This is a genomic window from Paenibacillus sp. D9 (assembly GCF_001188365.1).
GTDB lineage: Bacteria > Bacillota > Bacilli > Paenibacillales > Paenibacillaceae > Paenibacillus_O > Paenibacillus_O humicus.
Map to the genome: position 1 here is coordinate 2,559,333 of NZ_JZEJ01000001.1, position 25,000 is coordinate 2,584,332.

16 protein-coding genes, 18 tRNA genes, 2 rRNA genes and 1 riboswitch (1 of these 37 running past the window's edge) are annotated in these 25,000 nt (G+C 57.4%); of the genes, 6 read left to right on the plus strand and 30 right to left on the minus strand.

Annotated elements, in window-relative coordinates:
* Positions 1–94: 94 nt before the first annotated feature.
* From VE23_RS11695 to gcvH, 9 genes are all read right to left on the minus strand, one after another.
* Positions 95–1,641, minus strand: a 16S ribosomal RNA gene (locus tag VE23_RS11695).
* 471 nt (positions 1,642–2,112) lie between these two features.
* Positions 2,113–4,140, minus strand: coding sequence for an ABC transporter ATP-binding protein (locus VE23_RS11700; protein ID WP_049868029.1), 2,028 nt, complete (start codon positions 4,138–4,140; stop codon positions 2,113–2,115).
* Between the two features lie 21 nt (positions 4,141–4,161).
* Positions 4,162–5,907, minus strand: a complete 1,746-nt coding sequence (locus tag VE23_RS11705; protein WP_049868030.1) for an ABC transporter ATP-binding protein — start codon at positions 5,905–5,907, stop codon at positions 4,162–4,164.
* A 510-nt stretch (positions 5,908–6,417) separates the two neighbouring features.
* A complete protein-coding gene (locus tag VE23_RS25825; protein WP_084781412.1) occupies positions 6,418–7,749 on the minus strand; it encodes a carbohydrate-binding protein in 1,332 nt (443 codons plus the stop codon).
* 114 nt (positions 7,750–7,863) lie between these two features.
* Positions 7,864–8,373 carry a DUF4188 domain-containing protein gene (locus VE23_RS11715; RefSeq protein WP_049868031.1) on the minus strand — a complete coding sequence of 170 codons (510 nt, stop codon included), beginning with the start codon at positions 8,371–8,373 and terminating at the stop codon, positions 7,864–7,866.
* A gap of 145 nt (positions 8,374–8,518) precedes the next feature.
* Positions 8,519–9,055 (minus strand): TetR/AcrR family transcriptional regulator, encoded by a 537-nt coding sequence (locus VE23_RS11720; protein ID WP_021880020.1) that lies wholly within the window; start codon positions 9,053–9,055, stop codon positions 8,519–8,521.
* Positions 9,056–9,227: 172 nt separating this feature from the next.
* Positions 9,228–10,697, minus strand: a complete 1,470-nt coding sequence (locus tag VE23_RS11725) for a DHA2 family efflux MFS transporter permease subunit (RefSeq protein ID WP_049869708.1) — start codon at positions 10,695–10,697, stop codon at positions 9,228–9,230.
* Positions 10,698–10,756: 59 nt separating this feature from the next.
* Positions 10,757–11,350, minus strand: coding sequence for a TetR/AcrR family transcriptional regulator (locus VE23_RS11730; RefSeq protein WP_048746454.1), 594 nt, complete (start codon positions 11,348–11,350; stop codon positions 10,757–10,759).
* A gap of 182 nt (positions 11,351–11,532) precedes the next feature.
* Positions 11,533–11,922: a glycine cleavage system protein GcvH gene (gcvH, locus tag VE23_RS11735; protein ID WP_048746456.1), complete on the minus strand. Its 390-nt coding sequence runs from the start codon at positions 11,920–11,922 to the stop codon at positions 11,533–11,535.
* A 168-nt stretch (positions 11,923–12,090) separates the two neighbouring features.
* Positions 12,091–12,190: riboswitch (glycine riboswitch) on the plus strand.
* A gap of 316 nt (positions 12,191–12,506) precedes the next feature.
* On the opposite strand from gcvH, the gene gcvT reads away from it, so the two are divergent.
* The 4 genes from gcvT (at position 12,507) to VE23_RS11755 (ending at position 17,499) form a co-directional block, all read left to right on the plus strand.
* Positions 12,507–13,631 (plus strand): glycine cleavage system aminomethyltransferase GcvT, encoded by a 1,125-nt coding sequence (gene gcvT / locus VE23_RS11740; RefSeq protein ID WP_048746458.1) that lies wholly within the window; start codon positions 12,507–12,509, stop codon positions 13,629–13,631.
* A gap of 10 nt (positions 13,632–13,641) precedes the next feature.
* A complete protein-coding gene (gene gcvPA, locus VE23_RS11745; RefSeq protein WP_049868032.1) occupies positions 13,642–15,021 on the plus strand; it encodes an aminomethyl-transferring glycine dehydrogenase subunit GcvPA in 1,380 nt (459 codons plus the stop codon).
* Between the two features lie 38 nt (positions 15,022–15,059).
* On the plus strand, positions 15,060–16,517 hold the full coding sequence (gene gcvPB / locus VE23_RS11750) for an aminomethyl-transferring glycine dehydrogenase subunit GcvPB (protein WP_049869709.1): 1,458 nt from the start codon (positions 15,060–15,062) through the stop codon (positions 16,515–16,517).
* A 145-nt stretch (positions 16,518–16,662) separates the two neighbouring features.
* A complete protein-coding gene (locus VE23_RS11755) occupies positions 16,663–17,499 on the plus strand; it encodes a lipoate--protein ligase family protein (protein ID WP_049868033.1) in 837 nt (278 codons plus the stop codon).
* 1 nt (position 17,500) lies between these two features.
* Here VE23_RS11755 and VE23_RS11760 read toward each other — a convergent pair whose 3' ends face one another.
* Positions 17,501–17,794 (minus strand): hypothetical protein, encoded by a 294-nt coding sequence (locus tag VE23_RS11760; RefSeq protein ID WP_049868035.1) that lies wholly within the window; start codon positions 17,792–17,794, stop codon positions 17,501–17,503.
* Between the two features lie 560 nt (positions 17,795–18,354).
* Here VE23_RS11760 and VE23_RS11765 point away from each other — a divergent pair.
* Both VE23_RS11765 and VE23_RS11770 read left to right on the plus strand, forming a co-directional pair.
* A complete protein-coding gene (locus VE23_RS11765; RefSeq protein ID WP_049868037.1) occupies positions 18,355–19,710 on the plus strand; it encodes a dipeptidase in 1,356 nt (451 codons plus the stop codon).
* Positions 19,711–19,992: 282 nt separating this feature from the next.
* The gene (locus VE23_RS11770) at positions 19,993–21,078 is read left to right on the plus strand and encodes a YheC/YheD family endospore coat-associated protein (RefSeq protein ID WP_049868038.1); all 1,086 of its coding nucleotides are present in this window, start codon (positions 19,993–19,995) and stop codon (positions 21,076–21,078) included.
* Between the two features lie 2 nt (positions 21,079–21,080).
* On the opposite strand, the gene VE23_RS11775 is transcribed toward VE23_RS11770, so the two are convergent.
* The 20 genes from VE23_RS11775 to VE23_RS11870 form a co-directional block, all read right to left on the minus strand.
* A complete protein-coding gene (locus tag VE23_RS11775; RefSeq protein ID WP_049868039.1) occupies positions 21,081–21,851 on the minus strand; it encodes a YheC/YheD family protein in 771 nt (256 codons plus the stop codon).
* Between the two features lie 319 nt (positions 21,852–22,170).
* Positions 22,171–22,244: transfer RNA gene (locus VE23_RS11780), tRNA-Gly, on the minus strand.
* An 18-nt stretch (positions 22,245–22,262) separates the two neighbouring features.
* Positions 22,263–22,339, minus strand: a tRNA-Pro gene (locus VE23_RS11785).
* A 9-nt stretch (positions 22,340–22,348) separates the two neighbouring features.
* Positions 22,349–22,425, minus strand: a tRNA-Arg gene (locus VE23_RS11790).
* A gap of 7 nt (positions 22,426–22,432) precedes the next feature.
* Positions 22,433–22,507: transfer RNA gene (locus VE23_RS11795), tRNA-Gly, on the minus strand.
* 3 nt (positions 22,508–22,510) lie between these two features.
* Positions 22,511–22,597, minus strand: a tRNA-Leu gene (locus VE23_RS11800).
* Between the two features lie 51 nt (positions 22,598–22,648).
* Positions 22,649–22,734: transfer RNA gene (locus VE23_RS11805), tRNA-Leu, on the minus strand.
* A 21-nt stretch (positions 22,735–22,755) separates the two neighbouring features.
* A tRNA-Lys gene (locus VE23_RS11810) sits at positions 22,756–22,828 on the minus strand.
* A 4-nt stretch (positions 22,829–22,832) separates the two neighbouring features.
* Positions 22,833–22,907, minus strand: a tRNA-Gln gene (locus tag VE23_RS11815).
* A gap of 11 nt (positions 22,908–22,918) precedes the next feature.
* Positions 22,919–22,994 (minus strand) — tRNA-His (locus VE23_RS11820).
* Between the two features lie 18 nt (positions 22,995–23,012).
* Positions 23,013–23,085, minus strand: a tRNA-Thr gene (locus VE23_RS11825).
* 14 nt (positions 23,086–23,099) lie between these two features.
* Positions 23,100–23,176 (minus strand) — tRNA-Asp (locus VE23_RS11830).
* 4 nt (positions 23,177–23,180) lie between these two features.
* Positions 23,181–23,257: transfer RNA gene (locus VE23_RS11835), tRNA-Met, on the minus strand.
* 9 nt (positions 23,258–23,266) lie between these two features.
* Positions 23,267–23,342 (minus strand) — tRNA-Val (locus VE23_RS11840).
* 4 nt (positions 23,343–23,346) lie between these two features.
* Positions 23,347–23,421, minus strand: a tRNA-Glu gene (locus tag VE23_RS11845).
* A 14-nt stretch (positions 23,422–23,435) separates the two neighbouring features.
* Positions 23,436–23,523 (minus strand) — tRNA-Ser (locus tag VE23_RS11850).
* 18 nt (positions 23,524–23,541) lie between these two features.
* Positions 23,542–23,629: transfer RNA gene (locus tag VE23_RS11855), tRNA-Ser, on the minus strand.
* 3 nt (positions 23,630–23,632) lie between these two features.
* Positions 23,633–23,708: transfer RNA gene (locus VE23_RS11860), tRNA-Asn, on the minus strand.
* 7 nt (positions 23,709–23,715) lie between these two features.
* Positions 23,716–23,791 (minus strand) — tRNA-Ala (locus tag VE23_RS11865).
* Positions 23,792–23,991: 200 nt separating this feature from the next.
* Positions 23,992–25,000 (minus strand): 23S ribosomal RNA (locus VE23_RS11870); it runs 1,920 nt beyond the window's last position.

Sequence of the window (25,000 nt, forward strand, 5' to 3'; positions counted from 1 at the left end):
TGCGATTCCGATTTGAAACCCGAGGGTTTCTCGTGAGGCATCTGGCGATGCCTCGAATTTGAATGTCACCGTTGCAGGTGACGATTCTCCATAGAAAGGAGGTGATCCAGCCGCACCTTCCGATACGGCTACCTTGTTACGACTTCACCCCAATCATCTACCCCACCTTCGGCGGCTGGCTCCCTTGCGGGTTACCCCACCGACTTCGGGTGTTGTAAACTCTCGTGGTGTGACGGGCGGTGTGTACAAGACCCGGGAACGTATTCACCGCGGCATGCTGATCCGCGATTACTAGCAATTCCGACTTCATGCAGGCGAGTTGCAGCCTGCAATCCGAACTGAGACCGGCTTTTAAGGATTGGCTCCGCCTCGCGGCTTCGCGGCCCGTTGTACCGGCCATTGTAGTACGTGTGTAGCCCAGGTCATAAGGGGCATGATGATTTGACGTCATCCCCGCCTTCCTCCGGTTTGTCACCGGCAGTCAATTCAGAGTGCCCACCCTTACGTGCTGGCAACTGAATTCAAGGGTTGCGCTCGTTGCGGGACTTAACCCAACATCTCACGACACGAGCTGACGACAACCATGCACCACCTGTCTCCCCTGTCCCGAAGGCCGCACCTATCTCTAGGTGATTCAGGGGGATGTCAAGACCTGGTAAGGTTCTTCGCGTTGCTTCGAATTAAACCACATACTCCACTGCTTGTGCGGGTCCCCGTCAATTCCTTTGAGTTTCACTCTTGCGAGCGTACTCCCCAGGCGGAATGCTTATTGTGTTAACTTCGGCACCAAGGGTATCGAAACCCCTAACACCTAGCATTCATCGTTTACGGCGTGGACTACCAGGGTATCTAATCCTGTTTGCTCCCCACGCTTTCGCGCCTCAGCGTCAGTTACAGCCCAGAAAGTCGCCTTCGCCACTGGTGTTCCTCCACATCTCTACGCATTTCACCGCTACACGTGGAATTCCACTTTCCTCTTCTGCACTCAAGCCTTGCAGTTTCCCGTGCGACTTGGGGTTGAGCCCCAAGATTAAACACCGGACTTACAAAGCCGCCTGCGCGCGCTTTACGCCCAATAATTCCGGACAACGCTTGCCCCCTACGTATTACCGCGGCTGCTGGCACGTAGTTAGCCGGGGCTTTCTTCTCAGGTACCGTCATGGCGGAAGCAGTTACTCTTCCACCCGTTCTTCCCTGGCAACAGAGCTTTACGACCCGAAGGCCTTCCTCACTCACGCGGCGTTGCTCCGTCAGACTTGCGTCCATTGCGGAAGATTCCCTACTGCTGCCTCCCGTAGGAGTCTGGGCCGTGTCTCAGTCCCAGTGTGGCCGATCACCCTCTCAGGTCGGCTACGCATCGTCGCCTTGGTGAGCCGTTACCCCACCAACTAGCTAATGCGCCGCAGGCCCATCCCCAAGTGACAGATTGCTCCGTCTTTCCCGATCCCTCCAGGAGGAGAGACCGCATATCCGGTATTAGCATCCGTTTCCGGAGGTTATCCCAGTCTTGAGGGCAGGTTGCCTACGTGTTACTCACCCGTCCGCCGCTAACCTTGTCCCGAAGGACAAGATCCGCTCGACTTGCATGTATTAGGCACGCCGCCAGCGTTCGTCCTGAGCCAGGATCAAACTCTCCATAAAAGAAGACTTCGTGTCCGAAGGACGATGAAGTGCTTCAAGGTGTTTGACTTGCTCATTTATAACGTTGACTTGCTTCACTCGTTGTTCAGTTTTCAAAGAACAAATTCACTTGCGATCTCCGGTACTGCTTGTCCGTTTTTCGCGTCCGTGCCGTGTATCTCTCGGCCGGAATTAGAATATACCATGGACACCTACGATTGCGCAACCCCTTTTTTTAAAAAAAGACGAAAAGCTTTTAAATTATATCCCGCTTTCCATTCATTCATCCAAATCAAGATTCGAAATCCATCTCCTTGGAATCCATATTGCCCCTTCTTCATTAGTTGCCGAGGTCTGTGCAGCAGAAGCTCCAGTCCTTGTACTTGCCGGCTTCAAGCGCTCTGCCGAGCTTTAAAACGGCATTAAAAAAAGGGGCAGCGCCCCTTTTGCATGAAAACACCTTCTATACGAAAACTTCTATAAGAAAAGACCTCAGGATACCTGCGCCGAAGCCGGGCTTCCCGACTGTAGCTGATACATGGCGTAGTACTTGCCGCCCTGCTGCATGAGGCTCTCGTGATTGCCGCGTTCGACGATGCGTCCTCGGTCCAGCACGAGGATCTGATCGGCTTCCCTTATGGTAGAGAGACGATGCGCGATGACAAACGTCGTGCGGCCTTGGCTGAGTACGCCAAGCGCCTTCTGGATGACCGCCTCGGTCTCGGTATCGATGCTCGCCGTCGCTTCATCCAGAATGAGGATGGCGGGATTGTAGGCAAGCGCGCGGGCGAACGATATCAGCTGGCGCTGTCCGGCAGACAGCGTGCTGCCCTTCTCGATGACAGGCTCGTCGATGCCATGCGGCAGACGCATGAACATCTCGTACGCGCCTACGTCGCGCAGCGCCTGCACGACCTGCTCCCGCGTAATGTCCGGGTTGCCCAGGCTGACATTGGAAGCGATCGTGCCGGTGAAGAGGAACGGATCCTGCAGCACGATGCCCATATGCTGGCGCAGCTGCTGCTTCGGAACGTCGCGGACGTCCATTCCGTCGATCGTGATCCGGCCATGCTCGATATCATAGAACCGGAACAGCAGGTTGAGGATGGAGCTTTTGCCCGAGCCGGTATGCCCGACGAGGGCGACCGTCTGTCCCTGCGCGGCGGTAAAGGAGATGTTGCGCAGAACGTTCTCGTCTTTTTTGTAGGCGAAGGTCACGTCCTCGAAAGCGACTTCTCCTCGATAGCGGGGCATTGAACCGGTGGAAACCTCCGTTCCCGGTTCGTCCATCAGCTCGAACACCCGTCCGGCCGATATCCTTGCCGTCTCCAGATTGGTGAGCTGGTTCACGATGCCCACGATCGGCTGGAACATGCGGTTCATGTAATCGATGAAGGCGTACATGATGCCCACGGTCACGGCCGCTCCAAGCTCCCCTCCCCAGAACATCCAGATGACGGCCAGGAAGATCAGGTTCCGCACGACGTTCACAAGGTTGTGTGAGGTCCACGAATTCAGCTTGAGCAGCTTGATCTGGAAGGAGTAGAACTCATCGTTCATTTCCTTGAACTCCTGCGCCGTGCTGCGCTCGCGGCGGAAGACTCGGATGATGCTCATCCCCTGGATGGATTCGTTGATCATGGCGTTGATGTCGCTGAGCTTCGCGCGGATGACGCTGTTGTAGCGGCCGGCCAGGCGGCGGTAGAAGACGATCCAGATGAAGAGGATCGGAAACACCGGTATGGCGAACCAGGCTACGGTAGGGCTGAGAATGAACAAGGCGCCCAGAATCGCCGCCATATAGACGATGCCCGAGAAGAAGTTGGCCAGCACGGCGACGAACAGCTCCCGGATCGATTCCGTGTCGTTCGTAATTCTCGACACGACCTTGCCTGCGGGCAGATTGTCGAAATACTGGACCGGAAGACGCTGCGTATGGGCGAATACATCCTCGCGCATGCGCTGTACGATGCGGTTCGCAGTCGTCTGCAGCAGCAGCTTTTGGCCGTAGGTGAAGATGGCTGCGATGACCAGCAGGCCGAAGTAAGCGGCAGCAAGCACGAGAAGCGGATTCAGCTCCGGCTTGTAGAACGCATAGACTTCATCGCGGGACATGCTGGCGGCGGGATAAGCGTGCTTGCTCCCGTCTGCCGAAGTCAGCAGGAGCTCGCCGTTTTCCACTTTGCGCTTGCCTTCCGGCAGCGTTCCTTCGATCGAGTAGAACTTGCTGCCTTCCTGCACGATGTTCAGCTGCGGGCCGCTGCTCTTGAGGCTGTCCGCACGGTCGGAGCGGACGTACAGGCTCCCGTTGTAGGGGACGCTTCCGTCTGCCGCCGATTCCACGGAAATCCAAGGCTTCTCGATGCCGAGGATATTGTTGTCGATCATTCGCTTTGCGAGCAGCGGACCGACCATTTCGGCGCAGACCGCGAAGGTGAGCAGAATAAGGGCTAACACGATTTGTTTTTTAAATAGGAGGGCGTACTGCAGCAGCCGCTTGCCTGTTTTCGGTTGATTCACTTGTTTTCACCTTCTTTGCGATTATGATTCAACGAATGCTTCGAGCTGCTGCCGATCGTATTGCTCCCGGTACCAGCCGCCTTGCTGCAGCAGCTGCTCATGGGTGCCTTCCTCCACGATCCTGCCGTTCTCCATAACGAGAATCAGATCGGCGTGCTGGACGGCCGACAGCCTGTGCGTCGTAATGATGGTCGTTTTGCCTGCCCGCTCCGTGCGGATGCCCTCGATGATCTCGGCCTCCGTCTTCGCATCGACGGCCGATAGGGCATCGTCGAGAAGCAGGATTTCCGGATCGGCGATGAGCGCCCGGGCAATGCTGACGCGCTGCTTCTGCCCTCCGGAGAGAGCGACGCCCTTCTCGCCGACGAGCGTTTCCAGGCCATCGGGCAGGAACAGCACATCCTTGGCAAAGGAAGCGCGGACGAGCGCACGCTCCAAATCCTCCTCCGTCGCCCCATGGGCACCGAACAGGATATTCTCGCGGATCGTTCGGGAGAACAGGATCGGCTGCTGCGGAACATAGCCGAACCAGCCCAGAAGGCGGTCAAGCGGTATTCGATCGATGGAGACTCCGCTCACGGCCACTTCTCCGGCGCCTGCCGGATATTCCCGGATGAGCTGCTTCAGAACCGTCGTTTTGCCGCTTCCCGTGCGCCCGACGATGCCCAGCGTCCCGCCGCGAGGCAGCCGGAAGCTGACGTTCGAGAGGTTATCCTCCTTGGAGGACGGATAGCGGAACGTGACGTCGGAAAACATGATTTCGCCCGGCTGCTCCACTTGGACGAGGTCGCCTTTGTCCTCGACGTCCGCAGGCGTGTGCAGCGTTTCCTCCACGCGGTCGAGCGAGGCGCTGCCCCGCTGCATGACGTTGATCAGCTCGCCGATGGCGAACATCGGCCAGATCAGCATGCCGAGGAAGATATTGAAGGAAATGAGATCGCCCAGCGTGATTTCGCCCTGAAATACGAGTACTCCGCCATAAACAAGGCCGATAATGTAGCTCAGTCCGACCAGGATCTTGTTCACCGGCTCGAACAGAGCGTCGACGCGCGCGACCGCGATGTTGCGGCGGAGAACTTCGTTCGTCTTGGCATGGAACCGGTCCCGGTCCGCCTCTTCCTGCACATAGGCGCGGACGACGCGTACGCCGGATACGGATTCAAGCACTTCGTCATTGAGCTCCCCGAAGGCGTCCTGCGCCTTGATGAAGCGGTCATGGATCATGCGGCCGAAGACGGCCATCAGCAGCGCGATGATCGGCAGCGGCAGCAGAGCTGCCAGCGTCAGCTTCCAGCTGATCAGGAATACCATCATGCCGAGCAGCGTCAGCATCCACACCGTGGAATCCACCAGCGTCAGGATACCGAAGCCGGCCGTCATCGAGATCGCCCACAGATCGTTCGTCGAGCGGGCCATAAGGTCTCCCGTCCGGTTGCGCTCATAGAAAGTCGGGGTCATTCTCATGAACTGGCCCATCAGTTTGCCCCGAAGCAGCCGCTCCAGCAAGTTGGCTCCGCCGAACAGGCGGGACATCCAGCCGTACGTGATGAGATAGCTGGATATCGTGATGGCCAGCCAGCCTCCCACGATCCAGTAAAAGGTCGAATCCGCAAGCCTTCCCTGGCTGATTCCATCAATGGTGTAACCGAGCAGACGAGGAGGAATCACCTCCAGAAAGCCGACGAAGATCAACAACCCGACAGCCAGAGAGTAGCGCCGCCACTCCATCTTGAAATACCAGCCCAGCTTGCCTATTACACTGAACATTGGACACCTCCCCAATCCTTTGAGCCGTTAAGGGCCGCTTTAGGCTCGAGCCGCAATCCGCTCTTACCCGCAGTGCCTGAACAAGCTCTGTCATTTTCTCTCTCCAGCGTGATGCAAAGTGCCCGATGTCCATCAAAAAAGGCGCGCCGCCTGTAAGCGGTGCGCCCTGCATTTCGCCGACGGATGCCCGCAGGCAAGGAGATAAGGAATCCTTGCCGCGGCGGCCATTCCGGTCGCGGAACGTATAGAGGCGCATGATTACAGGAACGTAACCGTGCGCCTGATGATTAACGGATCATCAGCGAGGCATCGGATTACGCTTGGTGCGAGCATCGTCAGGTTTGATCATTGCAAGTGCCATGCTTCGCATCCGTAATCCTCCTCAAAGGGCGTTCAGCCCCATCCTTTTGCTCCGGTCCATACCCGAACCGAAGACCACTTTGCCAATGTATCATCGCTCCGCCAAAAAAGTCAATGGACTTGAGCCGGTTAGTTTGATTATAGGCAATTTCAACCTGCGCCCACATCGCCGGCGTACAGATCGCCGGAAGGACTGCGCTCATTGTTGGAAGCGTATGCCTGCGTGCCGGAGGCGGCATTGATGACATAGCCGGCCGGGCCGTCCATGTACACCTTGTTGCCCGAAAACCGGTTGTTCACGCCCCATCCGTCCACGATCTTGTGCAGCTGAAAGGCGTCCAGCAAGGCGGCATTTCCATTCCGGTAGCCGGTATTGCCCCGGACGACGGCGTCGTTTCCTTTCACATCGATGAAGCTGTCCGCATAATTGGCGCCGCTGATGCCCGTTCCGTCGAAGCTGCAGTTCTCGACGACCGTGCGCAGCGTCCGTTCCTTGATGTCCACATGCTCGGCGCGAACGTTGGGACCGAAGCGGACGCCGGAGATGACGGTATCATAGACGGCCTGATTGTAGCTGGCTCCCTCCGCAGAGCCGACATAGACGCCTTCGCCGTAACCGGCCCCCGTCACACCGGTATCGTGGATCCACGAATCCTCGATGCGGCCGCGCGAGCTGCCGTCACGGAAGTGAACGCCCTCGTAGCCGATGTTGTACACTTCCACGCGCGTAATCAAGGAATCGTTGGACTGATCGAGAATGATGCCTTTTTGCGCATTGGTGAATTTAAGGCTGCTGACGATCCAGCGGTTCCCTTTGATGTTCAGCGCATATCCCGAACCGGCGGAGTAGCCGGACAGGATCGCCGGATTCGAGGCGTCGGCGCTCGTCAGGACGATCGGATTGGCGGCCGTCCCCTGCGAACCGCTGGAGAAGGACCCCGTGTACGTGCCCGCCGCAAGCTCGATGCGGTCTCCGGCTGCCGCATTTTTAAGCGCGCTGCTGAGACAGGACGAAGCGCTGCAGGAAATCGTGCGCAGCGGGACCGGAGTCGCCGCTCCGGCTCCTGGGGCCTCCGTCGGCCGGACGGTAGAGGTCGGAGACGGGGTCGCGGAAGGAGATGCGGTCGGAATCGAAGTGGAAGATGGGATCGGAGACGGAGATGGAGATGGAGATGGAGTCGAGGTCGGCGAGGCGGTCGGGCTTGCCGTCGGCGATGGGGCAGCGGCGATCGGCCTCCAAAGGGCGGGCACGTTCGGCGGTTCCCAGCCCGCTGTCGACGTGTGGCCCTGCAGGCATTCATAGCGCCCTCCTGCGTACGTCACGGTCGCCTTGGCCGCATAGGCTGCGCCCGGCGCCCAGGCTGAATCCTCGGCGTACACCCGCGGGCCTGCCGGATACAAGGCAGCCATCAGCAGAGCCAGCATCAGGCTCCAGATTTTCAGGCTGTCAAGCTTTCCTCTTCTGGGGTCGACCTTCTTCATCAATCATCATCCTTTCTCTTACGGGATGACTATATCTTTGAAAATAGCGGTCGGCCGGGCAAGTGCTGGAAGGCCCATACCAGCGCCTGCCGCAGAAATTTCCCCCTGTCCCCTTCAGTCATGAGGGTTGGGAGGGGACGGCACGGCTGGAGCGGAATCTCCGCCCATTCTGCGGCGCGACGTCTCCTTGCGGCCGGTAGCGGGGACATGCCTGCCCGCCTTGGCGAGTCCCATCACCGGCATGTTTCCATAGACCGCTTCATGGCTTCCGGGCTGAATCACATACGTTTCATGGAAGATGCCGACCGACCCGTCCGTTCCAACGGAACGGTTGAATTTCTTCCAAGCCTCCAGATGCATGCCGCCCCGCGCATAGCGCTCCAGCTGGTCGTAGGATCTCCAGTACTGCAGCAGCACAGGGCCGCGCGCGCCCAAGTACATCTCATGGCTGATGAAGCCCATATCCGGATTGCCGTAAAGCTCCCGCATCATCGGCCCCATCGAGCGGACTACCGGCAGCCACTTGTGTACGGCCAGCAGCTTGTTGATCCTCATTCCAATGACGAACACAACGAATGTGCCGTCCATTTCCGCGGTGAACCTTCCCGATATCGCTTTAGCCATTCCTTCCACTCTCCTTTTTATTTATCAGTCAATAAATTATCGGGGGTAAAAAAGGCCGCTCCTTCAGCGGCATTTCTCATTCCCGGAACCAACTTTGCTGTACATTTCCTCCATCCTCAACGTGCTTCGGGAGCTGCGGCCAAGCTTAGCAATCCAAGCTCTCCTCCCAAGGCAGCAGCTGTTTCAGTCCTGTCAGCTCGGACAAGGCGATGGCCAGCCCGAGACCGATGAACTGGGTCGCGCGGAAACCCGGGAACTCCAGGCCTGCCCGTTCGAAACGGAGCTTCAAGCCGGCATGAATGGAGGCAAACTCCTCCTGGACATACTGGCGGATGCCCGGCTCCGGTATGGAGTGGGCCGTCATGCAGAGCAGCACCTCGATGCGGAAGCCGCCCTCCAGCAGCTCCCGGAACGCATGGCCCATCGCCTGCTCGAGCTCGCCGGGAGGCGCCTGAACCGCCTCGAACGCTCCGCGGATCTGCTGTGCAGCCCTCTGCAGGACGGACATGTAAAGAGCTTCCTTCGTCCGGAAAAAATGAAAGACGTACGGCTGGGTAACGCCGACCGCGGAAGCCACATCCGCCGTTGTTGTTTTGTAATATCCTTTTTCGGCAAACAGCGCGGCGGCAGCGCTTGAAATCTGCTCTCTGCGTCCTGCTGCCTGTTCCTCTCTCGATGTCATGAGATCCTATACCTTCCCTGTATCCGCCATTTATTAATCCATAAATAAAATAACTTCCCCCATCCATTCTGTCAATCCATCCAGGAAAAAAAATCCTGCGCTCCAAGGAGCGCAGGAGAACACTCGCGCGTCTCCGCGCGGGGTGCAAGGGCAGAACGAATGTCGGGTCGGATCAATGTCCGGCGTGATGGACTTGCTCCTGCTTCCCGACTTTCACCCGCTTGATGAACAGGGCGCATACAAAGCCAAGCACGGCAAATATCATGACGAACAGGAAAGCATTTTGAACTCCCTGGGTCATGGCCGCAGGAACGGTCGACAGATCCGCAGGCGAATGCTTGCCGTCGGCATAATAAGCCTTGCTGCCCGCCGTCATGATGCTGATAGCGAGCGCTGTGCCGATCGCACCCGCAACCTGCTGCAAGGTGTTCATGATCGCCGTTCCGTCCGGATAGAGCTCCCGCGGCAGCTGGTTCAGCCCGTTGGTTTGGGCCGGCATCATGATCATGGAAATGCCGATCATCAGAAGGCTGTGCAGGAGGATGATCTCGCCTTTGGACGTGCCCGTATTGATGCCCGTCAGCAGCCAAAGCACGACGAACACCAGCACCAGACCAGGCAATACGAGCCAGCGGGGGCCGTATTTATCGAACAGCCTGCCCATGATCGGAGACATGACGCCGTTGATCAGTCCGCCGGGAAGCAGCAGCAGCCCCGCCGCGAGCGGCAGCAGGCCGATGCCGGCCTGCAAATACAAAGGCAGCAGAATGACAGTGGAAAGAATGATCATCATCCCGATGAAGATCATCAGCGTGCCGAGCGTGAACATCGGGAAGCGGAATGCCCTCAGATTCATCATCGGCTGCTTCATCCGCAGCTGGCGGACGGTGAACAGGATCAAGGCGACGATGCCGACGGCGATTCCGATAATGACTTTCGGGCTGCTCCAGCCATGGTCGCCTTCTCCTGCGCTGCTGAAGCCGTAGACGACGCCTCCGAAGCCGAAGCTGGAGAGCGCGATCGAATAGATATCGATCCGCGGACGGGCAAGCTCGGAGACGTTTTTCATGAACATCAGGCCGAACAGAAGCGCGACGACCAGAAGCGGCAGCGCCGTCCAGAATATCGTCCTCCAGCTGGCATACTCGAGGAACAGGCCGGCAATGGCAGGGCCGACCGCCGGAGCGAACATGATGACAAGCCCCATCATGCCCATCGCCGCTCCACGCTTGTGCGGCGGAAAGATAACCAGTACCGTGTTGAACATCAGCGGAATGAGGAGGCCGGTGCCGACCGCCTGGACAAGCCTTGCAATGAACAGGAAAGCGAAGCTCGGCGCGCTCGCCGCGATCAGCGTGCCGGCAATCGAGAAGACGAGCGATGCGGCGAACAGCTGCCGCGTCGTGAACCATTGGAGCAGCAAGCCCGAGATCGGCACGAGAATCGCCAGCACGAGCAAAAATCCGGTCGTAAGCCACTGAATCGTGGCAGGCTCGACGTTGAACGTGCTCATCAGCTCATTCAGCGCGATATTGAGTGCCGTTTCGCTGAACATCCCGATGAATCCGGCAAGCAGCAAAGCGGTCATAATCGGAACAACCTTGAAGGAAGCTCCTTCTTGAGGAGCAGCGGCTGCTTCCATTGTTTTTTCCATCTGGTTTCCCTCCTGGGACGGGGGTTTTCCCCGTCCTTTGTCTCTTTTTAGTTTCCGACCCCTCCATCGGTTCCATTCACTAGCACAGGCATGAATTCCTCCACAAGCCGGAACGGCCGGGTGTCCTTGTTCGTCATCGCGAGAATGACGGCGCCCTCCAGCATGGAAATGATCAGAATCGCCGATTTGACGGCAGATTCAGGGTCCAGGCCTCCTTGCCGCAGAGCCGCTTCCAGGCTTCCCTGCCATTCGGAGAATACCGTCTGGCATGCCTGCCTCAGCCCGTCGCTGATGCCGCTTGTCTCCACGAACATCCAGAAGCTGAACGGGATGCATTCGGCGAAATCATTCGCTCCGGCGCTTTCCGTAATTCCCCGCACAAAAGCCTGGAGAGCCTTGGATACGGAAGGCTCGCTCTCCATGCAGCTCCGCAGCGAATCCAGCACGGCGCGCTTGGACAGAGAAATGCATTCCATGGCGAGCTGCTCCTTGCCCTCAGGAAAAAAGTGGTACAGCGAGCCTTTGGGCGCCTTGCTTTCCTTGACGATCTGGCTCAGTCCGGTGGCATGATAGCCTTGCAGCAGGAACAAGCGGGAAGCCGTCTCGACGATCCGATCCCGGGTATGATTGCGGTCGACCATAGGAGCTCCTTTCGAATTAGAACGATCGGTCTAGTCAATGAAACCATAAAAAAAGGCATCCGGTCAACGGACCGGATGCCTTTAGCCAAATCTTTGCCGAGCCGCCCATGGGAAAAAGCGGACATCCGCAAGCGCGAAAAGGAGAGTGCGGAGTCGCACCCTCCTCCGCTGCACATGGGAGCCTAATCCGTCAGCTTGGCGTAAGCTTCCGCGTCCAGCAGCGCCGCTACAGCCGCCTTGGCGTCGGCGCCCGTGTCGATCTCGATCATCCAGCCGCCGGCAAAAGGATCGTTGTTGACGAGCTCCGGCGAATCGCCCAGCTCCTCGTTGACCCGGACGACCGTTCCGCTGACGGGGGAATACAGGTCGGACACCGTTTTGACGGACTCGATCGTCCCGAGAGGTTGTCCCGCTTCAACGCTGTCTCCAGCCTGCGGCAGCTCGACGAACACGATGTCCCCGAGCTGATGCTGGGCATGGTCCGTAATGCCGATCCGAACAATCGTCTCTCCAGCCGCTTCCGCCCACTCATGCTCCTCCGTATAGCCCAATCCTGCGCGAATCTCACTCACTGGACGCTCATCCTTTCCCATCATGGCCTGGTTTGGCAATCTATGCGCAAAGCGTAAACGATATCGGGCGGCTGTGTCAACATAACTCACTCGGCATGTCTTTTAGTCCGAAATTCTGTTGACACAGGGTTGTCCCATCTGTAAAACTGGTTGTAACTGAATATGCGGATGAACGCAACGGGAGAGATCGCCGGTACATGAAGCGGCGCCGAAGGAGTAACCCTGCCCGGCAGGGGAATCTCTCAGGCAGAAGGACCTTTGCGGGACGCGCCTCTGGAGAGAACGGAAGCTTGCGGCCCCGCCGCTTTGCCGACGTCACCAAAGGGGAAACCTGCGGAGACGAATGCGCAGGGTAACTCTCAGGTACCAAGGACAGAGCATGGATGACACGTTCAGCATGGCTGCGGATTTTTTGCAGCCGGCGGGCGTCGTTTTCCTGCGCTGTCCTTTTTGCTTTTCTCCCTTTCATTATGCACCAAGGACGGCTTCTTCATCAGTCGGGCGTTGAAGGCTCGCAAGGCGAAGATGAACAATCAGCGAACAGGCTAGACTTTCGAGTACGAGCATACAAAGGGAGGACTACCATGGCCAATCTGCGCACGACCCCGCTCCATTCCCTCTACAAGGAATACGGCGAAGCCCGCTGCATCGACTTCGGCGGCTGGGATCTGCCGGTTCAGTTCACCGGCATACTGAAGGAGCATGAGGCTGTCCGGCAGCGCGCCGGGCTGTTCGACGTATCCCATATGGGAGAGTTCCTCGTCACCGGCAAGTTCGCCGGCGATTTCCTGCAGCGCGTGACGACCAACGACGTGTCCAGGCTGAAAGACGGCTCCGCCCAATATACGCTCATGTGCTATCCGGACGGAGGCGTCGTCGACGATCTGCTCGTCTACCGGATCAGCGAGGACCAGTACATGCTTGTCGTCAACGCGTCCAACATCGGCAAGGATCTCGATTGGCTGCGGGAGCATCTGATCGGGGACGTGACGGTGGAGGACCGCTCCGACGACACAGCGCTGATCGCTCTGCAGGGTCCTCTCGCAGGTGAGATTCTGGACCGCTGCACGGAGGCCGATTGGAGCGGGCTGAAGCCGTTCGAGTTTCTGCCGAAGGCGGCCGTATGCGGCGTCGAGCTGCTGCTCTCCCGTACCGGCTACACCGGGGAGGACGGCTTCGAGCTGTACGCGCCGGCTCCCGACGCGGCCAGGCTGTGGCGCGCGCTGATGGAAGCCGGAGCTCCGTTCGGCCTCGAGGCCGCCGGTCTCGGCGCGCGCGATACGCTGCGCTTCGAGGCGAGGCTGCCGCTGTACGGCCAGGAGCTGTCGGCCGATATATCCCCTCTGGAAGCCGGACTCGGATTTTTCGTGAAGCTGGATGCGGGCGACTTCATCGGCCGCGACGCGCTGGCAGCGCAGAAGGAAGCCGGCGTGCCCCGCAAGCTTGTCGGCATCGAGCTGCTGGAGCGGGGCATCCCGCGCTCCCATTACCAGGTCTATGCCGGAGAGCGGCTGATCGGCGAAGTGACATCGGGCACCCAGTCGCCGACGCTCAAGCGCAATCTCGGACTCGCGCTGATCCTGGCCGAGTATGCCGCTGTCGGCACCGAGGTCGAGGTCGACATCCGCGGCAAACGGTTGAAGGCCGCTGTCGTCAAAGCCCCTTTCTACAAACGAAACGCGGCATCGCCCGCATCAGCCAAGGAGTGACAAACCCTTCATGACGACCCAGCATCGCTATATCCCCATGACCGAGCAGGACCAGCAGGAAATGCTGCAGACGATCGCCGCGGCCACCCTGGAAGACCTGTTCCGCGACATTCCGCAATCGATCCGCTACAAGGGCACGCTGCCAATGTCAGGCGCGCTCGACGAATGGGCTCTCCTCCGCCATCTGAAGGAGCTGGCCGGCCGCAACGCCGATCATGAAACGACGACGAGCTTCCTTGGCGCCGGTCTCTACGACCACCATATTCCCGTCGTCATCAACCATATGATCTCCCGCTCGGAATTCTATACCGCCTATACTCCTTATCAGCCGGAAATCAGCCAAGGCGAGCTGCAGGCGATCTTCGAGTTCCAGTCCTACATCTGCGAGCTGACCGGCATGGCTGTCGCCAACGCCAGCATGTACGACGGCGCGACCGCCTTGTCCGAGGCGGCGGCTCTTGCCTCCGCCCACACCCGCCGCAAGCGCATCGTCGTCTCCCGCGCCGTGCATCCGGAAGCGCGCGAGATTCTGCGCACGAGCGCACGCGGCCTCGGGCTTGAGCTCGTCGAAGTCGGCTTCAAAGGCGGCGTCACCGACCTGGAAGCGCTCCGCTCCGCCGTCGCTGGCGGCGAGACTGCCGCCGTGCTCGTGCAGTCGCCGAATTTCTTCGGCTGCATCGAGGATCTGGCGGCGATCGAGCCGATCATCCACGAGGCCAAGGGGCTGCTCGTCGTGAGCAGCAACCCGCTCTCCCTCGGCTTGCTGGAGTCCCCCGGAGCGCTAGGCGCCGACATCGTCGTCGGCGATGCCCAGCCGCTCGGCATCCCTTCCTCCCTCGGCGGACCGACCTGCGGATTTTTCTCGGTGGCCGAGCCGCTCATGCGCCGCATGCCGGGACGCATCGTCGGCCAGACCAACGATCTGGACGGCAAGCGCGGCTTCGTGCTGACGCTGCAAGCCCGCGAGCAGCATATCCGCCGCGAGAAGGCGACATCCAACATCTGCTCGAACCAGGCGCTGCTCGCCCTGTGCGCTTCCATCTATCTCAGCGTGATGGGCAAGCAGGGCATCCGCGAAGCCGCCGAGCTCAATATCCGCAAATCGCATTACGCGTCCAAGAGACTCGGTTCGGTGGAAGGAATCGGCCTGCCGTTCGGCTCCGCTCCTTTCTTCAATGAATTCGTGGTTTCGCTGCCGGAAGGCGCATCGGCCAAGGAGCTGAACAGCAAGCTGCTCGCCGAGGGCTTCCTCGGCGGCTTCGATCTCGGCTCCGCCTACCCGGAGCTTGAGGGCCATATGCTCGTCGCCGTAACGGAGAAGCGCACGAAGGAAGAGATCGACGCATTCGCCGCCGCACTGGGCGGCCTGACGAAGGAGGCGCGCGCATGAGCAGCCATGAACAACTGAAGAGCGCCGGAATCATCGACGTGAAACCGGAGAAAGCGCTCATTTTCGAGATGAGCCGTGAAGGCCGCAAAGCCTACTCCCTTCCCGTCTGCGACGTGCCTGATGAGGAAGGGCTCGAAGAACTGATTCCTTCCTCCCTGCTCCGCAAGCATCCGGCTTCCTTGCCGGAAGTGTACGAGGTGGACGTCATCCGCCATTACACCGAGCTGTCCCGCCGCAACTTCGGCGTCGACAACGGCTTCTACCCGCTCGGCTCCTGCACGATGAAATACAATCCGAAAATCAACGAGGATGCGGCGCGGCTGAACGGCTTCGCCCGCATCCATCCTTACCAGCCGGAAGAGAGCATCCAGGGCGCGCTGGAGCTGTTGTACGTGCTGCAAAACGATCTCGCCGCGCTTACCGGCATGGATGCCGTCACGCTGCAGCCGGCAGCCGGAGCCCACGGCGAGTGGACTGGCCTCATGATGATCCGCGCCTACCACGAGAGCCGCGGCGAGAAGCGCACGAAGGTCATCGTGCCGGACTCCTCGCACGGCACCAACCCGGCCAGCGCCACGACGGCCGGCCTGGATACGATCACGATCAAGTCCAATGAGCGCGGACTTGTCGATCTCGACGCGCTGCGAGCTGCAGTCGGCCCTGATACAGCCGCCCTGATGCTCACGAACCCGAGCACGCTGGGCCTGTTCGAGGAGCAGATCGTCGAGATCGCCGCCATCGTGCATGAAGCCGGCGGCCTGCTCTACTACGACGGAGCGAACTCCAACGCCATTATGGGCATTACCCGCCCGGGCGACATGGGCTTCGACGTCGTGCATCTCAACCTGCACAAAACGATGAGCACGCCGCATGGCGGCGGCGGCCCCGGAGCGGGTCCTGTCGGCGTAAAAGCCCATCTGACTCCGTTCCTTCCGAAGCCGGTCGTCGGCAAACGCGATAACGGCAGCTACTTCTTCGACTTCGACCGTCCCGCCTCCATCGGCCGCGTCAAATCGTACTACGGCAACTTCGGCATCCTGGTCCGCGCGTACACGTATATCCGCACCTACGGTCCGGAAGGACTGCGCCGCGTCTCGGAATGCGCCGTACTGAACGCCAACTACATGATGGCGCGCCTCTCGGAAGCCTATGAAATTCCGTACCCGGGCGTCTGCAAGCATGAGTTCGTCATGTCCGGCCGCGGACTCAAGGAATACGGCGTGCGCACGCTCGACGTCGCCAAGCGGCTGCTCGACTTCGGCTATCACCCGCCGACCATCTACTTCCCGCTCAACGTCGAGGAATGCATCATGATCGAGCCGACGGAAACCGAGAGCAAGGAAACGCTCGACGCCTTCATCGATACGATGATCCGCATCGCCCGCGAAGCGAAGGAGACGCCGGAGCTCGTTCAAAACGCTCCGTATACGACCGTCGTGCGGCGGCTGGATGAAACCCAGGCTGCCCGCAAGCCGGTGCTGAACTGCTCCTGCTAATGCAAAAAAAAGCTTTTCCCGGCACTGCCCGGGAAAAGCTTTTTTTATATGGCTGCGCATGCCTCAACTCTACATGAAGGAGATAGGCCGAATATGTTAAAGTGTATAGATACGATCCGGTTGTTAAGGAAGGAAAAAGATTGCCATGATACAAGATATTCATCCCGGCCTGCTTTTGCTTGACCGCATGGACGATTGGGCGGAGCCGGACGTGCTCCACTCTTTTGCATTGGACGAGCTGCTCTGCCGCCAGACCGGTATCGACGGCGTTCCCGTTCTTCATCTTTGGCGCCACCCTTCGGGCTTCGTCATGGGCCCGCGCGACAGCCGCCTGCCCGAGGCCGCGCTTGCCTCCAAGGAACTTGAGCGACTCGGTCTTTCCGTCGCTGTCCGCAACTCCGGCGGGGCAGCCGTGCCTCTGGATCCCGGAGTCGTGAATATTTCCCTTATCCTCCCTCTTCAGGGCAGCGCCTCGGTCCGGTTCAACGATGATTTCCAGCTGATGTACGAGCTGATCGCAGCCGCGCTGGACGGCTTCGGGGCCCGTGTCGACAAAGGTGAAATCTCGGGGGCCTACTGTCCCGGGGACTACGATCTCAGCATTGATGGCCTCAAGTTCTGCGGCATCGCGCAGCGCAGGCTCTCCCGCTCCTACATTATCCAAGCCTTTGTCAATGCCGGAGGCTCGGGAGCCGAGCGCGGCCGACTCGTTCGTCAGTTCTACGATACTGCCGCCGGCAGCTCGGGCACCGACCTCAGTTATCCGCTTGTGGAGGCCGGCACGATGGCGAGCTTGGAGGAGCTGGTCGACGGCCTTTGGCCGGATCCCGCCCGCATGTTCGCCGAAGCCGCCGCAGATGCAGCCTTTGGCAGCGGCCGCGGCCATGCCGTGTTCCCTGCCGTCCGCATGCCGGCGAGCTCCGCCATCCGCGAGCTGGCGCATTCGCTGCGCGGCCGTTATCCGATCGGCCGTCGGCCGTAACTCAGAGGCTTTTCCCGCCGCGAATGACGTACAGGGCGGGAGAAGCCTTTTCACGATTCGGCCTGACCGAATCGTGCAAGCCGGAATTGACAACCGCATAGTGCCGTTCAGAAGAGAAGTCATCGTTTTGCGTTTTTTCCTCTTCAGTGCCCTTCGTTTGCTTCGGTTTTTGTGCAAGCGGTGGAGTATCGGCAGCAGCGGCAGCGCGGCTCCACTCCCTTTGATTCCCTTCCGATTCTTGGCCCCATTCCGTCGTCGGGCCAAGGCCGATATAATAATTCCAATCGTTTATCATAAGTCACCTGATTTCTTTATTGGTTTGCTAGTTGAGCGTACAAAAAAAGCCACGGACTCCGAGTCCGTGACTTCATCAATCGGCCGCGCGGGCGGCTCCGTCCTACAAGCCATGCCGCCGCATCGTCCTATTCATGGTCCGTGGAGACCTCCGGGAATGACGCTTCCCGGTACGTGACATATTCAATTGGTGCATCGTTCCTGTATGCAGCATTAGCTGCCGTCATCTCGATTCCGTTCATGACCGTCATTTCCATCAGCCTCCCTTCATTTGCTTTCTGTGGTCATTGTATGGCGCGCAAGCCTGTCCCGTCAATCGATATGGACGGTAGAAAATGCTTTAGGCTTTTTTAGCTGATAGGAGCAAGGCCGCGCCGCTTGTCCCACAACATTAGCCGCGGCGTTTCCAGACGGAAGTTTATTCCCTCAGCCTGTACGCAGGTTTAGTCCCTGCGCCTGCATGCAGGTTTATTCCCTGCGTCTGCTCAGGTTATAATAGAAGCACACGGCTTTCATGCCGATGCTGTCCGTATCGCTACGGATTCCAGGAGGTACATACCGATGTCCTATTCCGATTATTTCGCTTCCCGCCGGGAAGAACAGCTGGAGGAATTGAAGCAGTGGCTTCGCATTCCGAGCATTTCGGCTCTGTCCGAGCATAAGCAAGACATCCAGTCCGCCGCCGCTTGGCTGGCCGACACGCTCAAGCGCGCAGGACTCGAGAATATCGAGATCATGCCGACGGCGGGCAATCCCGTCGTGTATGCCGATTACCTGCATGCCCCAGGCAAACCGACGATTCTGGTCTACGGCCATTACGACGTTCAGCCGGTCGATCCGCTGAACCTGTGGACAAGCCCGCCGTTCGAGCCGGAGATTCGCGGAGACAAGCTGTACGGCCGCGGCACGACCGACGACAAAGGCCAGACGTTCATCCATATCAAAGCGATTGAAGCGATCCTCAAGCAGGAAGGCACGCTTCCAGTCAACGTCAAGCTTTGCATTGAAGGCGAAGAAGAGATCGGAAGCATCAACCTGCCGCCATTCCTCGAGACCCACAAGGATAAGCTCGCATGCGACGCCGTTCTCGTATCCGACACCTCCCTGCTGGAGCGGGGACGCCCTGCCATCTGCACCGGCCTTCGCGGCCTTGCCGGCATGGAGCTGACCGTATCGACGGCCAACACGGACCTTCACTCCGGCTCCTACGGCGGCGCGGTGCCGAATGCCCTGCATGCGCTCGTCTCGCTGCTGGACTCCCTGCATGACGAGAAAGGCAAAGTCGCCGTAGAAGGCTTCTACGAAGGCGTTCCGGAGCTCTCCGCTCTCATGCGGGAAGAATTCGCCAAGCAAGGCCTGGATGAGAACAAGGTTCGCGAAGGACTCGGACTGGACGCTCTGTACGGCGAAGAAGGCTATTCGTTCGTGGAACGCGTCGGCGCCCGTCCTACGCTGGAACTTAACGGCGTGTACGGCGGTTTCCAAGGCGAGGGCAGCAAAACCGTCATCCCCAAGGTGGCCCATGCAAAAATTACTTGCCGTCTTGTAGGCAAGCAGGATCCGGAGCTGACGATGGACCGGATCGAAAAGCACTTGAACGCGCATATCCAACCAGGAGCTCGCTTTGAGCTCAAGCGCAGCGAACGCGCCTTCGCCTTCAACATCGATCCTTCCCATCCGATTTTGCAGACGGCTGCGGACGCTTATGGGGCCGTGTACGGGACCCGTGCCCTCTTCACCAAGGACGGCGGCTCCATCCCGATCATGGAAGCCTTCTCCCGCGTTCTCCAGTCCCCGGTCGTACTGATGGGCTTTGGACTGGACGACGAGAACCTCCATGCTCCTAACGAGCATTTCAACCTGGAAAACTTCGACAAAGGTCTTCTGACGGTCGTCGAATTCCTCAAAACGGTATAAAACGGCTACAAGCCTGCCCATCGTCAAGATGGACAGGCTCTTTTTAATTTTGGACAGGATATAGACTTTCTCCACCATCCCAACCTATAGTCTTTTCTCGTTGCGTAGTTCATGTCGTATAAGTAAAAGCATGTTCTCGCGCTTCAAAGAAGGCAAATGGCAGGCCTATCCTTTTTTATCCAATAATCCCTTTGAGTACCCAATTGCCCATAGCGTTAGCACCTTCGCATGAATAAGCTAAAGCAATTCAATATCTGCTTATCCAAAACCCGGGAGGCCCTTATGCTGAATATAGGAGTTATGGCAAGAAGGAAAGGGAAATCCTTTTTTGAGTCCGGCTATTTCCGACATTTGCATAAAGAAGGAGAGAAGCTCGGATTAAACGTCTACTTTTTCGGACATGAGGATGTTCATGTAACCAAACGTCTCGTAGACGGGTATGTACCAGAAAGAAATGGAGGATGGGTAAAAAAGCCGTTTCCATGGCCGGATATCGTCATCGACCGATACCGCAGCGGATGGACGCCATCCTTCAAGAAGCTCCGTAACAGCGGACTGCTTCGCATCGCCAATCCAAAATTTACGACCAAGAACAGAGCAACGAAGCTCTTTTTGGATACGAATAGCATGAGCAAATGGATTCCGGAAACGAGACCTTACCATTCATCTGCGTTTAAAGAGATGATTAAAACTCACCCTATACTCTATTTGAAACCGGCAAATGGAACCGGCGGGGCTGGTGTCGTCCAAATAAGAAAGAGGGATTACGGCATCTCCGCCCAGTTCCGTACTCGGGCTATGAAGGTTGGGAAGAACAGGTTCCCGACGATTGAGAAAGCCGCAGCCGCCATGAACCGTTGGGTAAAGAAGGAGAATATCCGTGGAGGAACATTTCTGCTGCAGCAAGGGCTTGATCTGGAGCTGGTTCAAGGCCGATGGGCGGACATTCGGCTATTTATTCAAAAGAACGGTTCCGGCAATTGGGAAGTGACAGGAATCGGAGTACGTCAAGCGGCGGCGGGAAGTCCTAATACCAATTTGATCGCCAAGGGCAATAAAGGTTATCCGTTCCAATCCTTTATGGCAAAGCATTTCGGGGAAGAAAAAACGCGCCAAATCCGGCTTGAATGCGAAGAGCTCGCTCACGAAACCGTACGGGTTATCGAAAACCGCTTCGGAAGCATGATGGAATTCGGGATGGACATCGGAATCGACCGAAGCGGGAACGTGTGGCTGCTCGAAGTCAACCCGAAGCCCTGCAAAGATATCATGTGGAAAATCGGCGAGTACCAAAATTACCTTCAAACGGTGCGCCGGCCCCTTCAATATGCCAAATACCTGGCAGACAATGCGAGCGGCACACCGTAGGCTTAGTCGTTCGCTTTCTTGATTCTCCTTTTGCTTCGGGCTAAGCGATACTCGGAAACGGTTTGTTTGATCAGCTTGAAATAAGTTCTGTCCTTCAGCCTGCTGAATAAAGCATGGGATGGGTAATCGAAATTCACTTCGATAAGCCATAGCCTCCCAGAGCGATCGGCAGCAAAATCGATCCCGATCTGATACGAATATTTATATCTGTCAAATCGCCGGCAGATTTGCTGACTGCTGAGCACAAGCTGATCCTTGAACCGTTTCCTCTCTTCCTCATTCCAATTGAAGGCCTGTTTCAGCACATCATCCATAGCTCTTACACGGCCTCCCCGGCTCATGTTTGTTACGACGCTCCCGTCAGGGGCTACTTTTGCGAGCATTCCGCAATAGCGCCACTGGTCCGATGCGTCCCGAATCATCATGACCCGAATGTCGAATGGCCTCCCGCCTATCCTCGCCAAGGGGATCGTCTTCTGCAAAACATGCTGTTTCTCTCCCGTATGGCTTCGTATGGCGTTATACAACGCTCCCGCATTCCCGTACCGCCGGATTCCGCCTTTCACAACTACGAATGAATAGACGCTTCCTTTTTTCCATGCCTTTATGATTCCTTTCCCCTTATGCTCCATGTTGGGTTTGATATAGACGCTGCCGTACTGTGCGAGAAACCGTTCGAATGTAGTCCGGTTGAACAGCACGGTGGGTGGCAGCAGCTTTTTGATTTGCTGATCCTTGGCGTAAAATTGATGCAGGCCCCATTTTCCCGGCATTTGAAATCTTCTCCCCTCATCAACGATTGCATTGCAGTTTATGCATTCGCTAATGCAAGTGGAAGGTTGTTCTCAAGGCAAGTAGAGAAATTGACATCTGGAAATAATGAACAGCTTTTGTCCTGATTTCAGCCTCATTGCTGCAGCACTTTGGAAAATTCACGGCTAAATTCGTATAGGTACGCTAAGAGTGGTCGGATGTGCCCATATCTGAATGGCAATAAACCCTTGTACAGGACAGCCAGCAATTCGGCTTCGCAAACCTAGCTGAAACGCAAAAAAACCCTGCCGTCCGGCAGGGATGTCTCGATCATATGTATGGAGCGGGTGATGGGAATCGAACCCACGCTATCAGCTTGGAAGGCTGAAGTTCTACCATTGAACTACACCCGCGGAGAAGATAAAAAAATATGGTCGGGATGACACGATTTGAACATGCGACCCCCTGGTCCCAAACCAGGTGCTCTACCAAGCTGAGCTACATCCCGATATTTAAATGGCGTGCCCGGAGAGATTCGAACTCCCGACCTTTTGATTCGTAGTCAAATGCTCTATCCAGCTGAGCTACGGGCACACAATTATGGAGCGGAAGACGGGAATCGAACCCGCGACCCTCGCCTTGGCAAGGCGATGCTCTACCGCTGAGCCACTTCCGCAAATGGTGCGGTCAAGAGGACTTGAACCTCCACGTCATTGCTGACACTAGAACCTGAATCTAGCGCGTCTGCCAATTCCGCCATGACCGCATGTTAAAAAGGTACTGCTGAGTGTTTCATTCACCTGGCAGGGTGAATAATTGGTGCGGTTGAGAGGACTCGAACCTCCACGGGCTTGCGCCCACTACCCCCTCAAGATAGCGTGTCTGCCATTCCACCACAACCGCATATAAAGTTAGGAAAAAAAGTGAGCCATGAAGGACTCGAACCTTCGACACCCTGATTAAAAGTCAGGTGCTCTACCAACTGAGCTAATGGCTCTTAATGGCTGGGGATTCAGGGATCGAACCTGAGAATGACGGAGTCAAAGTCCGTTGCCTTACCGCTTGGCTAATCCCCACCAAGAAGCAATGGGGCGATCGAGGGGAATTGAACCCCCGAATGCCGGAACCACAATCCGGTGCGTTAACCACTTCGCCACGATCGCCATGTAAATTTGGTCAAATGCCGCCGAGAGGACTTGAACCCCCAACCTACTGATTACAAGTCAGTTGCTCTACCAGTTGAGCTACAGCGGCAAAGTGATCAAAAATGGCGGAGCTGACGGGATTCGAACCCGCGGTCTCCTGCGTGACAGGCAGGCATGTTAGGCCTCTACACCACAGCTCCATATTGGTTGCGGGGACAGGATTTGAACCTGTGACCTTCGGGTTATGAGCCCGACGAGCTACCGGACTGCTCCACCCCGCGTCAGTTGAATGGTGGAAGCTGAGGGGATCGAACCCCCGACCCTCTGCTTGTAAGGCAGATGCTCTCCCAGCTGAGCTAAGCTTCCATGATGGTGACCCGTAGGGGATTCGAACCCCTGTTACCTCCGTGAAAGGGAGGTGTCTTAACCCCTTGACCAACGGGCCTTGATTGAAAAGAACGGAGAGAGAGGGATTCGAACCCTCGCACCACTTACGCAGTCTAACCCCTTAGCAGAGGGTCCCCTTGAGCCACTTGGGTATCTCTCCAAACGAAAAGTCTTGCTACGGAGAAGGAGGGATTCGAACCCTCGATACGCGATTAACGTATACACGATTTCCAATCGTGCTCCTTCGACCACTCGGACACTTCTCCATATGGCTCCCCGAACAGGACTCGAACCTGTGACAACTCGATTAACAGTCGAGTGCTCTACCAACTGAGCTATCAGGGAAAATACTTGGTGGAGCCAAGGAGGATCGAACTCCTGACCTCCTGCTTGCAAGGCAGGCGCTCTCCCAGCTGAGCTATGGCCCCATGTTCTATGTATTGAATCATCGAACACCAGGTATAAACAGGCTTTCAAGCTTGCGCCTTGAAAACTGGATCGAACCAATATGATGGATGCTGAGTCCATTCGTGCTTCTTACATGGCTAGCGAATCGTACTGAGATTCATCTCGCCATGTCTCGCCAACGTTCATCGTCTTGCGACGATATCCCGTCAGGCTTGATCCATAGGATAAGCCCTCGACCGATTAGTATTCGTCAGCTGCACGCATTGCTGCGCTTCCACCCCGAACCTATCAACCTGGTCGTCTACCAGGGGTCTTACATACTGGGAAATCTCATCTTGAGGGGGGCTTCGCGCTTAGATGCTTTCAGCGCTTATCCCGTCCGTACGTAGCTACCCAGCGGTGCTCCTGGCGGAACAACTGGTACACCAGCGGTACGTCCATCCCGGTCCTCTCGTACTAAGGACAGCTCCTCTCAAATTTCCTGCGCCCACGACAGATAGGGACCGAACTGTCTCACGACGTTCTGAACCCAGCTCGCGTACCGCTTTAATGGGCGAACAGCCCAACCCTTGGGACCTACTTCAGCCCCAGGATGCGATGAGCCGACATCGAGGTGCCAAACCTCCCCGTCGATGTGGACTCTTGGGGGAGATAAGCCTGTTATCCCCAGGGTAGCTTTTATCCGTTGAGCGATGGCCCTTCCATTCGGTACCACCGGATCACTAAGCCCGACTTTCGTCCCTGCTCGACTTGTAGGTCTCGCAGTCAAGCTCCCTTATGCCTTTGCACGCTGCGAATGATTTCCAACCATTCTGAGGGAACCTTTGGGCGCCTCCGTTACATTTTAGGAGGCGACCGCCCCAGTCAAACTGCCCGCCTGACACGGTCCCTGTACCGGATCACGGTACCAGGTTAGAACTCCGATACGATCAGGGTGGTATCCCAACGGTGCCTCCACCGAAGCTGGCGCTCCGGCTTCCCAGGCTCCCACCTATCCTGTACAGATCGTACCAAAGTCCAATATCAAGCTGCAGTAAAGCTCCATGGGGTCTTTCCGTCTTGTCGCGGGTAACCTGCATCTTCACAGGTATTAAAATTTCACCGGATCTCTCGTTGAGACAGCGCCCAAGTCGTTACGCCATTCGTGCGGGTCAGAATTTACCTGACAAGGAATTTCGCTACCTTAGGACCGTTATAGTTACGGCCGCCGTTTACTGGGGCTTCGGTTC

Bases quoted from the DNA above. Each gene is read 5' to 3' on its own strand.
- VE23_RS11705 (WP_049868030.1), bottom strand. From the start codon at position 5,907: ATGTTCAGTGTAATAGGCAAGCTGGGCTGGTATTTCAAGATGGAGTGG.
- VE23_RS25825 (WP_084781412.1), bottom strand. From the start codon at position 7,749: ATGAAGAAGGTCGACCCCAGAAGAGGAAAGCTTGACAGCCTGAAAATC.
- VE23_RS11715 (WP_049868031.1), bottom strand. From the start codon at position 8,373: ATGGCTAAAGCGATATCGGGAAGGTTCACCGCGGAAATGGACGGCACA.
- VE23_RS11720 (WP_021880020.1), bottom strand. From the start codon at position 9,055: ATGACATCGAGAGAGGAACAGGCAGCAGGACGCAGAGAGCAGATTTCA.
- VE23_RS11725 (WP_049869708.1), bottom strand. From the start codon at position 10,697: ATGGAAGCAGCCGCTGCTCCTCAAGAAGGAGCTTCCTTCAAGGTTGTT.
- VE23_RS11730 (WP_048746454.1), bottom strand. From the start codon at position 11,350: ATGGTCGACCGCAATCATACCCGGGATCGGATCGTCGAGACGGCTTCC.
- gcvT (WP_048746458.1), top strand. From the start codon at position 12,507: ATGGCCAATCTGCGCACGACCCCGCTCCATTCCCTCTACAAGGAATAC.
- gcvPA (WP_049868032.1), top strand. From the start codon at position 13,642: ATGACGACCCAGCATCGCTATATCCCCATGACCGAGCAGGACCAGCAG.
- VE23_RS11755 (WP_049868033.1), top strand. From the start codon at position 16,663: ATGATACAAGATATTCATCCCGGCCTGCTTTTGCTTGACCGCATGGAC.
- VE23_RS11760 (WP_049868035.1), bottom strand. From the start codon at position 17,794: ATGATAAACGATTGGAATTATTATATCGGCCTTGGCCCGACGACGGAA.
- VE23_RS11765 (WP_049868037.1), top strand. From the start codon at position 18,355: ATGTCCTATTCCGATTATTTCGCTTCCCGCCGGGAAGAACAGCTGGAG.
- VE23_RS11770 (WP_049868038.1), top strand. From the start codon at position 19,993: ATGCTGAATATAGGAGTTATGGCAAGAAGGAAAGGGAAATCCTTTTTT.
- VE23_RS11775 (WP_049868039.1), bottom strand. From the start codon at position 21,851: ATGCCGGGAAAATGGGGCCTGCATCAATTTTACGCCAAGGATCAGCAA.